At 65.7% G+C, this 12,414-nt stretch carries 13 protein-coding genes; all 13 read left to right on the forward strand.

The features are described from left to right. Positions 1-118: 118 nt before the first annotated feature. Positions 119-883, forward strand: a complete 765-nt coding sequence (locus tag SP6_RS17685) for an aspartyl/asparaginyl beta-hydroxylase domain-containing protein (RefSeq protein ID WP_007406983.1) — start codon at positions 119-121, stop codon at positions 881-883. A 141-nt stretch (positions 884-1,024) separates the two neighbouring features. Continuing rightward, positions 1,025-2,833, forward strand: a complete 1,809-nt coding sequence (locus tag SP6_RS17690) for a methyl-accepting chemotaxis protein (protein WP_007406987.1) — start codon at positions 1,025-1,027, stop codon at positions 2,831-2,833. A gap of 90 nt (positions 2,834-2,923) precedes the next feature. Next, positions 2,924-3,496 carry a NifU family protein gene (locus SP6_RS17695; protein ID WP_007406982.1) on the forward strand — a complete coding sequence of 191 codons (573 nt, stop codon included), beginning with the start codon at positions 2,924-2,926 and terminating at the stop codon, positions 3,494-3,496. Further along, positions 3,496-4,086, forward strand: coding sequence for a malonic semialdehyde reductase (locus SP6_RS17700; RefSeq protein WP_007406977.1), 591 nt, complete (start codon positions 3,496-3,498; stop codon positions 4,084-4,086). Before SP6_RS17695 ends, SP6_RS17700 begins: the two co-directional genes overlap by 1 nt. Before the next feature lie 7 nt (positions 4,087-4,093). Then, the gene (gene tsaB / locus SP6_RS17705) at positions 4,094-4,735 is read left to right on the forward strand and encodes a tRNA (adenosine(37)-N6)-threonylcarbamoyltransferase complex dimerization subunit type 1 TsaB (protein ID WP_007406989.1); all 642 of its coding nucleotides are present in this window, start codon (positions 4,094-4,096) and stop codon (positions 4,733-4,735) included. Then, positions 4,735-5,205 carry a ribosomal protein S18-alanine N-acetyltransferase gene (rimI, locus tag SP6_RS17710; RefSeq protein WP_007406992.1) on the forward strand — a complete coding sequence of 157 codons (471 nt, stop codon included), beginning with the start codon at positions 4,735-4,737 and terminating at the stop codon, positions 5,203-5,205. Before tsaB ends, rimI begins: the two co-directional genes overlap by 1 nt. 96 nt (positions 5,206-5,301) lie before the next feature. Further along, positions 5,302-5,724 (forward strand): Fur family transcriptional regulator, encoded by a 423-nt coding sequence (locus SP6_RS17715; RefSeq protein WP_007406973.1) that lies wholly within the window; start codon positions 5,302-5,304, stop codon positions 5,722-5,724. Continuing rightward, positions 5,721-6,470, forward strand: coding sequence for a lysophospholipid acyltransferase family protein (locus tag SP6_RS17720; RefSeq protein WP_007406974.1), 750 nt, complete (start codon positions 5,721-5,723; stop codon positions 6,468-6,470). The genes SP6_RS17715 and SP6_RS17720 overlap by 4 nt, the downstream gene beginning before the upstream one ends. Before the next feature lie 64 nt (positions 6,471-6,534). Further along, positions 6,535-7,857, forward strand: coding sequence for a tRNA (N6-isopentenyl adenosine(37)-C2)-methylthiotransferase MiaB (gene miaB, locus SP6_RS17725; RefSeq protein WP_007406985.1), 1,323 nt, complete (start codon positions 6,535-6,537; stop codon positions 7,855-7,857). Positions 7,858-8,097: 240 nt separating this feature from the next. Beyond that, positions 8,098-9,096: a PhoH family protein gene (locus SP6_RS17730; RefSeq protein WP_007406991.1), complete on the forward strand. Its 999-nt coding sequence runs from the start codon at positions 8,098-8,100 to the stop codon at positions 9,094-9,096. Positions 9,097-9,184: 88 nt separating this feature from the next. After that, positions 9,185-9,700, forward strand: a complete 516-nt coding sequence (ybeY, locus tag SP6_RS17735; protein WP_007406993.1) for an rRNA maturation RNase YbeY — start codon at positions 9,185-9,187, stop codon at positions 9,698-9,700. Positions 9,701-9,709: 9 nt separating this feature from the next. After that, entirely contained in the window at positions 9,710-10,615 is a 906-nt protein-coding gene (locus SP6_RS17740; protein ID WP_007406988.1) for a hemolysin family protein, read from the forward strand. Between the two features lie 241 nt (positions 10,616-10,856). Next, positions 10,857-12,413, forward strand: coding sequence for a catalase (locus tag SP6_RS17745; protein WP_007406996.1), 1,557 nt, complete (start codon positions 10,857-10,859; stop codon positions 12,411-12,413). Position 12,414 lies beyond the last annotated feature (1 nt).

The raw sequence follows: 12,414 nt of genomic DNA on the forward strand, positions 1-12,414 counted from the left end.
CCGGTCGGACGCCATGATTTCGACCCACAATGCGCTTAGTCCGAATGATGCTGGCGTTGCGGCCCAGGGGCGAAAAGCCCCGGACGCGAAGGGCCAGACCGGGGATGTGCGGAGCGTTATGACCAAGTCGATGAATGCCGGTGTCCAGCGTCCTGCGCCGGGCACAATATGGCACAAATCGGGCGAGCCCCTGGGGGCCGCCTCGAACACCGCCTCCCCCCGCCCCGATTTGTCGCTGGTTCCCGCGCCCCGCCGCGAATCGCATGATACACGCCCCGCCGCTGCGATAGGCCTTCGCCATGGCGCGCAGCGGCTGGCCGATCGGCTGATCGGCTCCTTTTCGTTGGTTTCGACCGGACCGGTGCTCGACGTGCGCGCATTCGACTGGACCGCGACGCTGCGCCGTCACTGGGGAAGCGTCCACGACGAAGCGCTGGCGATCGTGGCGGACGATGGCGAGACACCCCTCTGGCATCAGGGCTCGGGTGTAGCGGATGCGCTGCCCCGCTGCCCCGAGACCATGGCCTTGCTGCATCAGATTCCGGGACTTGAGTCGGCGGCCTTTGTGATCCTGCCCGCCGCGACCCATCGCCCGATGCGGCGCGGACCGACCAAGGCGCTGATCACCTGCGACCTCGGGCTTCGCGTGCCGCGTTGTGGTGATGTCCGGATGCGCATCCATGACCGGATCGTCCGCTGGGCGGAAGGTGAGACACTGATGTTCGACGACAGCTTTGCGCATGAAGCCTGGAACGAGGCGAATGGCCCGCGACTCGTCCTTCGCATCCGCTTCGCCCGTCCCTTGCGCGGGCCGGGATCCTGGCTGGCGCGGGCGATTCTTCATATTCTTCGTCGTCGACGCGGGCCTGAAATTCAGGCGTGACATCAAGACCCTGGAATATTGACCCAGATTAAATTTTTATCGAACGGTTCGCTGCCAGCGGCGCGTTAACTTTCCGGCAACCCGACAGGGACAAAGGCCCAAATCATTCTATTGCCTCGGGTTTTCTGTCATGGATTTGTCATGTTCCTGAAGAGTGTCGCTGCGCGCCTGATCGCGCCTGTGCTCATCTCGATGGTTCTGTTGGGCATTTTGTCGGCCGTCACCCTGCGGATCGAGACCCGGGTCGCCGGCGCCAATGCGACCGCCACCGATGCCGAAACGGCGATGTTCCAGCTCGCCGAATTACGCTCGGTCAGCCGTTCGCTGCAACGCGACGCGCTCAACCTGTCGACCGAGGACGATCCCGACGAACGCCAGGTGATCCTGAACAAGTTCCACAAACGACTGAAGATCTTTGGCGACGAACTCACGGCCCTGGCCGAGGATTATACCGGCCATGTTGCGACGCCCGACTATCTCAACTCGCAGGCCCAGGTGCGCGAGGAACTGGCGATCGTCGGGCGGCTGGCCAATGCCGGCGATCGCGCCGGCGCCATGGCGCATTTCCGCCAGCGGGTGCGGCCGGCCGAACGGCTCGCCTCCAAGATCGCCGACGCCAAGATCGACAGCCTGAACGGCGAGGTCGCGACGCTCCATGCGCGCGCCGAGGATATTGCCGAACGGGGCCGTTGGATCCTGATCGGCGCGACCGTGCTGCTCGCCATCACCGGGCTGGCCACTGGGCTCTTCATGGCGTTGCGCACGGTCGTGCGCCCGCTCCACGAATTGCGCGCCGCGATGGGATCGCTGGCCGAGGGACAGACCGATGCCGTCATCCCGCACGGCGCACGCGACGACGAAGTGGGCGAGATGGCCCGCTCCATGGCCGCGTTCCGCGATCAGTTGGCACAGGCGGAACAGGCCAAGGCGGCGCAGACGACGCTGATCGTCGACAGCATCGGCCGGGGCCTCTCCTCGCTGGCACAGGGCAACCTGACCGCGCGAATCGACGCACCGCTCGACGAGCCCTTTGCCCGGTTGAAGGCCGATTTCAACGGCGCGATGGAGGCGCTGGAGGCAGCGTTGGCTCTGGTCGCGGACGCGGCGGGCGGCATTCGCGCCGGATCGATGGACATCCGCCAGGCCTCAGACGACCTGTCGCAGCGGACCGAACAACAGGCGGCCAGCCTGGAGGAAACCGCGGCGGCGGTCGAGGAGATCACCGCTACCGTCTGCGATGCCGCCAGCGGCACGGCGGAGGCGGCGCGCGCGGTCGAACGGACCCGGAACGATGCGCGCGACGGCGGTGCAGTGGTCGACCGCGCCCGCACGGCGATGGGCGGGATCGAGCAGGCCTCGACCGAAATCGCCGAGATCATCGGCGTGATCGACGGGATCGCGTTCCAGACCAATCTCCTGGCCCTCAATGCCGGGGTGGAAGCGGCGCGCGCGGGCGATGCAGGCAAGGGCTTTGCCGTCGTCGCCTCCGAGGTCCGCGCGCTCGCCCAGCGGTCGGCCGAGGCGGCGCACAACGTCAAGGCGCGGATTCTCGCCAGTTCCGATCAGGTCCGTGCCGGGGTGGCACTGGTCGGCGAAACCGGGGACGCGCTCGACCGGATCAACCAGGGCATGGCGCAGATCGGCGCCCTGATGACCGGAATTGCCGATGATACCGCGCGCCAGGCCAATGGCATGGGCCATATCAACACCGCCCTGTTGGAGATGGACGGCGTCACTCAGCAAAATGCCGCGATGGTCGAACAGGCGACCGCCGCCGCGCGCAACCTGGCGCAGGAAGCCGAGCAACTGAACGACGCCGTGTCGCGCTTCCGGTTGACCGCCCCGACATCGGCCCCGACGTCCGTCATGGCATCGCGCACCGCATCCGCGAGCCCGGTCCACGACGTCCGGCGGCGCGCGGCCAATGATGGCGGGTGGTCGGCCTTTTGACCGCCATCCGCATCATGGCTTGTCCCCGCGAAACGCAACCTTTCTCCTCCCGCGCTTGATCCCTGCCGCCGCCCGCGCCACATGGGACCCATGCTGATCGAGACCGAACCGACGCCCAACCCGGCGACGCTGAAATTCCTGCCCGGCCGCAAGGTCATGGACAGCGGCACCCGCGACTTCGCCTCGCCCGAGGAAGCCGCCGCCAGCCCGCTGGCCGAGGCGATCTTCAATCTGGGCGATGTGACGGGCGTGTTCTTCGGCCGCGACTTCGTGTCGGTCACGATCGCGCCGGGTGTCGACTGGTCGGATGTGAAGCCCGATGTGCTGGGCATCCTGCTCGATCACTTCTCGGCGCAGATGCCGCTGTTCAAGCAGGGTGCGGCCGATTTCGCGGTTCCGGCCGAGGAAGAAACCTTCGCCGACAATCCCGAGGATGCCGACATCGTCGCACAGATCCGCGAGTTGATCGACACGCGGGTGCGCCCCGCCGTCGCCAATGACGGCGGCGACATCGTTTATCGTGGCTTCGACAAGGGCAAGGTCTATCTGAAAATGCAGGGCGCCTGTGCCGGCTGCCCCTCCTCGACCGCGACGCTGAAGAACGGCATCGAGCAGTTGCTGCGCCATTATGTCCCCGAAGTGACCGAAGTCAGGGCCGTTTGATGAACCCGATCGACCACGCCAGCCTCGATCGGCTGTTCCGCGAGGGCCGCACCTTCAACCATTATCTCGACACGCCTGTCGGCGAGGACGAGATCCACGTGCTGTGGGACCTGATGAAGATGGGTCCGACCTCGACCAACCAGATGCCAGCGCGGCTCGTCTGGTGTTTGAGCCAGGACGCCAAGGACAAGCTCGCTGATTGCGCGACGGGCAGCAATGCGGAGAAGATCCGCGCCGCGCCCGCCGCCGTCGTCATCGGCATGGACGTCAATTTCCACGAAAACCTGCCGCAGCTCTTCCCGCATGTCGATGCCAAGAGCTGGTTCGACGGCAATACCGAGCTGCGCGAAGCCTCGGCGTTCCGCAACAGCTCGCTTCAGGGGGCCTATCTGATCCTCGCGGCGCGGGCGCTGGGCCTCGACACGGGGGCCATGTCAGGCTTCGACCAGGGTGCGGTGGACAAGGCGTTCTTCGCCGATCAGCCGGGCGTGCGATCCAACTTCATCGCGACCCTCGGCTATGGCGATCGGAGCACGCTGCACCCGCGCAATCCGCGCCTGGCGTTCGAACAGGCCAACCGGATCGTCTGAGCCGAACTTGCGCACACTGGTCATCGACACCGCCACCGCCGCCTGTTCGGTCGCCCTTCTCGACGGCGATCGGGTGATCGCGCGTGCCCATGACGTGGTCGGGCGCGGCCATGCCGAAAAGCTGGTGCCGATGATCGCCGACCTGCCAGACGGCGGCCGAGCGGAGCGTATCCTGGTCGATTGCGGCCCCGGGAGCTTCACCGGCATTCGTGTCGGCATCGCGGCCGCGCGCGGGTTGGCGTTCGGATGGGGGATCGGAGCCTCGGGCTATAGCTCGCTGGCGCTGGTCGCCGCCGCCGCCTTCGCCACGCGCGACGTCGATGCCGTGTCGGTCGTGCTGGAGGGCGGGCATGGCGAGGTCTTCGTCCAGGCCTTTGCCCGCGACCTGACGCCGCTCAGCGCCTTTGCCTCGATGAAGCCCGAGGCCGCACTGGCGACGCTCGAAGGCCGTGTGGCGGTAGGCAATGGCGTTCGCTGGCTGAGCGCGATCGCTCCCGACTTGCCGGTGGTCGAAGCCCTGCCCAATGCGGCCGAGGCCTGGCGCCTGCCCCCGGCGCTGACCGATATGGCCCCGCGCCCGGTCTATGGGCGCGCGCCCGACGCCAAGCTGCCCGGCGGCATCACCCCGCCCGAGGCGACCGCCGCCTGATGGCGAGCCTCAGCCTTTCGTTGCGCCCCGGCGACGCCCGCGATGCCGGGGCGGTGGAGGCGGTGATGGCCGCCGCCTTCGACCCGCAATGGGGAGAGGCCTGGACGCGCGCCCAATTGCTGGGCGTGATGGCGCTGCCCGGCATTCACCTGTTGCTGGCGGAGATGGGGGACGAGGCCGCCGGCTTCGCGCTGGTCCGCTCGGTGATGGATGAGGCCGAGCTGCTGTTGCTGGGCGTCGCGCCCGAGCATCGACGCAGCCGCATCGGCAGCGCGTTAATCGAACAGGTGGTGCGCGACTGCGCCGCCACCGGGGTGGTCACCCTGCATCTGGAGGTGCGATCGAACAATCCCGCCATCCTCTTCTACACCCGCCACGGCTTCACCAAGTGCGGCGAACGGCGCAATTATTATCGCGGCGCCGATGAGCGTCAGTATGACGCGCACACCTATCGCCGCGCTATCGCCTGATCCGATCACTGTTTCCGGGTTATTGCGAGTCGCTATCCTCTTTTCGCAACAAGCCTTTGCGCGTAGAGAGGGGGCAGCCCGAGGAGTTTGAATATCATGGCCCGCAAAATCGATCTCGAAGCGCTGTGCGCACAAAAGGGACTGCGCATCACCGAACAGCGCCGCGTGATCGCCCGCGTCCTGTCGGAGGCGGAGGACCATCCGGACGTGGAAAAGGTCTATGAGCGCGCTGCCAAGATCGATCCGGGCATCTCGATCGCGACCGTCTACCGCACGGTCCGCCTATTCGAGGAAGCGGGCATCCTCGACCGCCATGATTTCGGCGATGGGCGCGCACGCTACGAACCCTCGCCCGAGGCGCATCACGACCATCTGATCGATGTCGAGACCGGCCGAGTGATCGAGTTCGTCGACCCCGAACTGGAACAGCTCCAAAAGGCGATCGCCGAGAAGCTGGGATTCCGCCTGGTCGATCACCGCATGGAACTCTACGGCGTCAGCCTCGACCGCAAGGGGTGAGCGCCGTCGCGGCCCCTGTCGACGCCGATCATAAGGGCGGCCTGCGCGCAGCGGGTCGCCTTTGTCATATCGTCGGGGCATTGCTGATCGCCTTGATCCTGCACGGGATATGGCGAGGGCTGGGCCGTGCCTCGCCCTGGCCGCCCCGCTTCCTGCGCCGGGTGGCGGTGATCCTGGGTGCGGATATCCGCGTGATCGGCACGCCCGTGCGCCGCAACGTGATGATCGCCGCCAACCACCTGAGCTGGTTCGACATTCTCCTGCTGGCGGGAACGGCGAACGCCCGTTTCGTCGCCAAGGCCGAGGTTGCCGGCCTGCCGTTGATCGGCTGGCTGGCCGGGCTAAACCGGACCTTGTTCGTCGAGCGCGCCGATCGGCTGGGCGTTGCCGATCAGGTGGTGGCGATCCGCGGCGCGCTGGCGGATGGACAGCCGCTGGCGGTCTTTCCGGAGGGGACGACGGGCGACGACCTCACCCTCCTGCCCTTCAAGCCCGCGCTGTTCGCCGCACTGGTGCCGCCGATAGCGGGCATCCAAGTCCAGCCGGTGCGGATCGACTATGGCGCGGCGGCGAGTGACCTCGCCTGGCTGGGCACAGATCCGGGTGACGCCCATGCCAAGCGCGTGCTGCGCCGGGCCGGACGGTTCACCGTGACGCTCCATTATCTGGAGCCCTTCGACCCGGCCGATTACCCCGATCGCAAGGCGCTGGCGGCCGAAGCACGTCGCCGGATCGCAGGCGGATAGACTCCATTTGCTGGGCGAAGAGCCAAGTCTGGCGACCACTCGGGATTTGCGATAAGGGGCGCGGATGCCCGCATCTCCCAAGACCTTTCACGTCAAGTCCTTCGGCTGTCAGATGAACGTCTATGACGGCGAGCGCATGGCCGAGTTGATGGCCGCGCAAGGCCTGTCCGCGACCGACGACGCCAGCGCCGCCGATCTGGTGGTGCTCAACACCTGCCACATTCGCGAAAAGGCGACCGAGAAGGTCTATTCGGATATTGGCCGCCTGCGCAAGGACGCCGGCGAGCAGGGTCGCAAGCCCATGATCGCGGTCGCCGGCTGCGTCGCCCAGGCCGAAGGCGCGGAGATCGTCCGCCGCGCCAAGGTCGATGTGGTGGTGGGCCCGCAAGCCTATCACAATCTGCCCGAGCTGGTCGCCAAGGCGGTAGCAGGCGAGGCCGCGCTCGACACGGACATGCCGGTCGAGTCGAAATTCGCCCATCTGCCCGGCCGCCGCAAGGTCGGCCCCTCGGCCTTCCTGACCGTGCAGGAGGGATGCGACAAATTCTGCACCTATTGCGTGGTGCCCTATACGCGCGGGGCGGAGGTCAGCCGCTCCTTCTCGGCGATCGTCGACGAGGCCAAGGCGCTGGTGGATGCGGGCGCACGCGAGATCACGCTGCTGGGCCAGAACGTCAATGCGTGGAACGATGCCGACGATCGCGGCCTGCACGGCCTAATCCGCGAGCTGGACCGGATTTCGGGCCTTCACCGCATCCGCTATACGACCAGCCATCCCAACGACATGACGCAAGGTCTGATCGACGCGCACCGCGATGTCGAAAGCCTGATGCCGTTCCTCCATCTGCCCGTCCAGTCGGGCAGCGACCGCATCCTGAAGGCGATGAACCGCCAGCATACGCGCGACAGCTATATGCGCGTGATCGACCGCGTCCGCGCGGCGCGCCCCGATATCGCGCTGTCGGGCGACTTCATCGTCGGCTTCCCCGGCGAAACCGAGGAGGAGTTCGCCGACACGCTGAGCCTGGTCGATGCGATGGGCCATGCCCAGGCGTTCAGCTTCAAATACTCCCCCCGCCCCGGCACGCCTGCGGCCACCATGGCGGATCAGCTTCCGGCCGAGGTGATGGACGACCGGCTCCAGCGTTTGCAAGCCGCGCTCAACCGCGACCAGCATGCGTTCAACGCCGCCAGCGTCGGCCGCACCTGCACCGTCCTGATCGAGCGGCGCGGCAAGCTGCCCGGCCAGATGCTCGGCAAGTCGCCCTGGCTCCAGTCGGTCCACCTGATCGGCGACCATCAAATTGGCGACCTGATCGAGGTGGAACTGGTCGCAGCAGGCCCCAATTCGCTGACCGGGCAGGCGAAGGTGCGCGAAGCGGCGTAACGCCCCCCCCCCCGTTCAGGCTGAGCGAAGTCGAAGCCCACGCCCTATCGTCACGATCGGAAGCCATTGGGTTGGCCCGAGGCGGAAAAGCCAAACGCGCCGCCGGATACGCCATCTCCGCGCCTCCGCGTCTCCGCGCGCAAAAACCTTGTCCCCGTCACACCTATGTCACGCAATTTCGCTGGCGTTCCGTGCCGGGCCATCCCATCTTGGCCGAAACACAGACGGTGAAAGGACCGCATGAGCCGCAAGCCCCTCCCCGCCCAGGCCGGTGAACGTAGCCGGGCGGAAATCAGCTTCGACAAACCGCAAGTGCTGGCGCAGCTGTTCGGCCAATATGACCGCAATCTGGTCGCGTTGGAAAATCGATTGGGCGTCTACATCACCGCACGCGGCAACCGGGTGGGGCTGGAGGGAACCGCCGAGCAGGTGGCGCTGGCGCGCGACGTGCTGAATGATCTCTATGCCCGTATCCAGCGCGGCGAGGAGGTCGATACCGGTCTGGTCGACGCCGCGATCGCGATGGCCTCCGAGCCGACGCTCGACGGCATCCTCAGCGCTGAACGCACCTCCGCGCCGCCGATCATGATCCGGACGCGCAAAAAGACGATCGTGCCGCGCACCCCCGCCCAGGCGCATTATATGAAGCAGCTCGTGTCGAACGACATGATCTTCGCGCTCGGCCCGGCGGGTACCGGCAAGACCTATGTCGCGGTGGCGCAGGCGGTGGCGCAACTCATCACCGGATCGGTCCAGCGGCTGATCCTGTCGCGCCCGGCGGTCGAGGCGGGCGAGCGGCTGGGCTTCCTGCCCGGCGACATGAAGGAGAAGGTCGATCCCTATCTCCGCCCGCTCTACGACGCGCTCTATGACTGCCTGCCCGCCGAGCAGGTCGAGCGTCGGATCGCCAGCGGCGAGATCGAGATCGCGCCGATCGCCTTCATGCGCGGCAGGACGCTGGCCGACGCCTTCGTCATCCTCGACGAAGCCCAGAACACCACGCCCGCGCAGATGAAGATGTTCCTGACCCGCTTCGGCCAGAACAGCCGGATGGTGATCTGCGGCGATCCCAATCAGGTCGACTTGCCCGGCGGCGTCGCGGCCTCCGGCCTCGCCGATGCGGTCCGTCGCCTGGAAGGCGTGGAGGGCATCGCGATGAGCCGCTTCACCGCCGCCGACGTCGTCCGCCACCCGATCGTCGGCCGGATCGTTGATGCCTATGAAGGGCCCAACGCCTGATTGGTCCTTTCGATGGCGTAACGCCGGAACTGTTGATAGGGGGCGGCGATTTCACACTCGTCCGCCCAGCCAACCCTGAAAGGCTCCGATGATCGAGATTGCGCTGATCCACGAAGAGCCTTGGTCCGGCGACGAGGATAGCTGGGAGGCGATCGCCACCCGCGCCGCGCGCGCCGCGATCGAACGCACGCCGCATGGCCCCTTGCTGACCACGCCCGCGTCGATCGAAATCTCGGTCCGGCTGACCAGCGATGACGAGGTGCATGCGCTCAACCGCCAGTATCGGCAGAAGGACAAGCCGACCAACGTCCTCTCCTTCCCGATGGTGCAGCCCGATCTGATCGAAACGGTGACGCAGAATTCGGACGATGGCGAGGTGCTGCTGGGCGATATCGTATTGGCCCATGGCGTCTGTATCGCGGAAGCGGCCGACCGTGGAATTTCGCCCGAAACGCATGCGACTCATCTTCTGGTGCATGGCGTGCTGCATCTGCTAGGCTATGATCATATGCAGGATGACGAGGCCGAAGCGATGGAAGCGATCGAACGCGACGCGCTGGCCAGCCTTGGCATCGCCGACCCTTATCTAGTGCGCGAGGACTGACACCCCCCGATGGCCGACGGCCCCAGTAGCAGCACCGGCAACGGTGACTCCAACGAAAATGGTATATGGCGCGGGCTGAAAAGCCTGATCTTCGGGGAGGATCAGGAAGAATCGCTGCGCGATCAGCTCGAAGAGGCGATCGATCGGCATGAGGGCGATCCCGGCCCCGATGCCAAGGGCGATCTGACCCCGCTCGAGCGGCAGATGGTCCGCAATCTCCTCCATTTCGGCGAGCGTGATGCCGGGGATGTGGGTGTCCCCCGCGCCGACATCATCGCGGTGGAAGAGCGGACCACCTTCGACCATCTCGTCCAGATTTTCGCGGAAGCCGGGCATAGCCGCCTGCCCGTCTATCGAGAGACGCTCGATTCGATCATCGGCATGGTCCATATCAAGGACGTGTTCAACATCCTGGCCACCGGCGCGGAGCATCCTGCGACCATCGTCGGGTTGATCCGCGATCCGCTCTATGTGCCGATGTCGCGCGGCGCGCTCGATCTGCTCGCCGACATGCGCCAGAAGCGGGTGCATCTGGCGGTGGTGCTCGACGAATACTCCGGCACCGAGGGCCTCGTCACCATCGAGGATCTGATCGAGGAGATCGTCGGCGAAATCGAGGATGAGCATGACGAGGCGCCGCAGGCGATGCTCGTCCCGCTCGACGGCGGTGCCTGGGACGCCGATGCGCGTGTCGGGCTGGAAGAAGTCGGCCGCGCGGTCGACCCCGCGCTGGAAGAGGCCGAGGATGATGTCGACACGCTGGGCGGTCTCACCGCCGTGCTGGCGGGACAGGTGCCGCCGGTCGGGACCTGCATCGACCATCCCAGCGGCTGGCGGATCGAGGTGACCAAGGCGGACGAGCGACGCATCCATCGTCTGCGTCTGCATCCGGCGGTGGCGACGGCGGAAGAATAGGGCCCTCAGCCTTCGACTGCGCTCGGGCCGAACGGAGGTTGGCATGCTTGCCCTTCCCCCTCGCTCCGTTTCGCCTGAGCGACGTCGAAGGCCATGCTTTACCCTTCGTCCGGCCCCCCGAAGCCACCCACCCCGAAAATCACTCAATCGATCACAGACCGCATTTTAATACGTTATCGCGATCGAACCCTCTCCCCTATGGTCCGTTCAACAGGCCAGAATGCTGCAAGGGAGAGTTCCGATGGCAGATATCAAGAATCGTCTGACGACGACGGCCGGCGCACCGGTCGGTGACAACCAGAATTCGATCACCATCGGTCCGCGCGGGCCGCTGCTGCTCCAGGATTACCAGCTCATCGAGAAGCTGGCCCACCAGAATCGCGAGCGTATCCCCGAGCGTGTCGTCCATGCCAAGGGCTGGGGCGCGTTCGGCACGTTGACCGTCACCTCGACCGAGGTGACCCAATACACCAACGCCAAGTTGTTCAACGAGGTCGGCAAGAAGACCGATCTGCTGCTCCGCTTCTCGACCGTCGCGGGCGAGCAGGGCGCGGCCGATGCCGAGCGCGACGTGCGCGGCTTCTCGTTCAAATTCTATACCGAGGACGGCAACTGGGATCTGGTCGGCAACAATACGCCGATCTTCTTCGTGCGGGACCCGTATAAGTTTCCGGACTTCATTCGTACCCAGAAGCGCCATCCGCGCACCAATCTGCGTTCGCCGACCGCGATGTGGGATTTCTGGTCGTTGAGCCCGGAGTCGGTGCATCAGGTCACCATCCTGTTCTCCGACCGCGGCCTGCCCGTCGGCCCGCAATATATGAACGGCTATGGCAGCCACACCTTCTCGTTCTGGAACGATGCGGGTGAGCGTTACTGGTGCAAGTTTCACTTCAAGACCCAGCAGGGCCACAAGCACTACACCAATGAGGAAGCTGCCGAAGTCATCGGCAAGAGCCGCGAATCCTATCAGGAGGAGCTGTACGGCGCGATCCATGAGGGCCGCTTCCCGAAATGGACGATGTACGTCCAGGTGATGACCCAGGAACAGGCCAAGCACACCAGCTACAACCCGTTCGACCTGACCAAGGTGTGGCCGCATAGCGAGTTTCCGCTGATCGAGGTCGGTGAGATCGAGCTGAACAAGAACCCGGAAAACTATTTCGCGCAGGTCGAGCAGGCCGCCTTTTCGCCGTCGAACGTGGTGAAGGGTATCGGCTTCTCACCTGACAAGATGCTCCAGGGCCGGATCTTCTCCTATGCGGATGCCCATCGCTATCGCCTGGGCGCGCATTACGAGGCGTTGCCGGTCAACCAGCCCAAGGCGCCGGTCGCACATTATCACAAGGATGGCCTGCTCCGCTTCTTCGCGGACAATGGCAATCCAGACGCCTATTACGAGCCCAACAGCTTCGACGGTCCGGCGCAGGACCCGAGCTACAACGAGCCGCCGATGGAAGTCGAAGGCATCGCCAAGCGTTGGGAACAGCCGGTCGGCGACGATGACTTCGTCCAGCCGCGCGCGCTGTGGACCATGTTCTCGGACGAGCAGAAGGGCCGTCTGTATCACAATCTGGCGGCGGCGATGCACGGCATCCCCGACTTCATCATCGAGCGCCAGCTCGGCCATTTCGCCAAGGTCGATCCGGCCTATGCGCAAGGCGTCCGCGATGCGCTCGCCACGCTCGACAAGAGCGAGGAGGACCGTGAGACCCACAAGGACGTGGATCGCATGGCCATGACCGAGCCGCACAAGAACACCGAAGCTGAAGCTCCCAAGTTCGAGGGCGCGAAATAAC

The organism is Sphingomonas paucimobilis NBRC 13935, assembly GCF_000739895.2.
Taxonomy (GTDB): Bacteria; Pseudomonadota; Alphaproteobacteria; order Sphingomonadales; family Sphingomonadaceae; genus Sphingomonas; species Sphingomonas paucimobilis.

Coding starts and splice junctions, on each gene's coding strand:
- SP6_RS17685 (WP_007406983.1), top strand. CDS start 119: ATGACCAAGTCGATGAATGCCGGTGTCCAGCGTCCTGCGCCGGGCACA.
- SP6_RS17690 (WP_007406987.1), top strand. CDS start 1,025: ATGTTCCTGAAGAGTGTCGCTGCGCGCCTGATCGCGCCTGTGCTCATC.
- SP6_RS17695 (WP_007406982.1), top strand. CDS start 2,924: ATGCTGATCGAGACCGAACCGACGCCCAACCCGGCGACGCTGAAATTC.
- SP6_RS17700 (WP_007406977.1), top strand. CDS start 3,496: ATGAACCCGATCGACCACGCCAGCCTCGATCGGCTGTTCCGCGAGGGC.
- rimI (WP_007406992.1), top strand. CDS start 4,735: ATGGCGAGCCTCAGCCTTTCGTTGCGCCCCGGCGACGCCCGCGATGCC.
- SP6_RS17715 (WP_007406973.1), top strand. CDS start 5,302: ATGGCCCGCAAAATCGATCTCGAAGCGCTGTGCGCACAAAAGGGACTG.
- miaB (WP_007406985.1), top strand. CDS start 6,535: ATGCCCGCATCTCCCAAGACCTTTCACGTCAAGTCCTTCGGCTGTCAG.
- SP6_RS17730 (WP_007406991.1), top strand. CDS start 8,098: ATGAGCCGCAAGCCCCTCCCCGCCCAGGCCGGTGAACGTAGCCGGGCG.
- ybeY (WP_007406993.1), top strand. CDS start 9,185: ATGATCGAGATTGCGCTGATCCACGAAGAGCCTTGGTCCGGCGACGAG.
- SP6_RS17740 (WP_007406988.1), top strand. CDS start 9,710: ATGGCCGACGGCCCCAGTAGCAGCACCGGCAACGGTGACTCCAACGAA.
- SP6_RS17745 (WP_007406996.1), top strand. CDS start 10,857: ATGGCAGATATCAAGAATCGTCTGACGACGACGGCCGGCGCACCGGTC.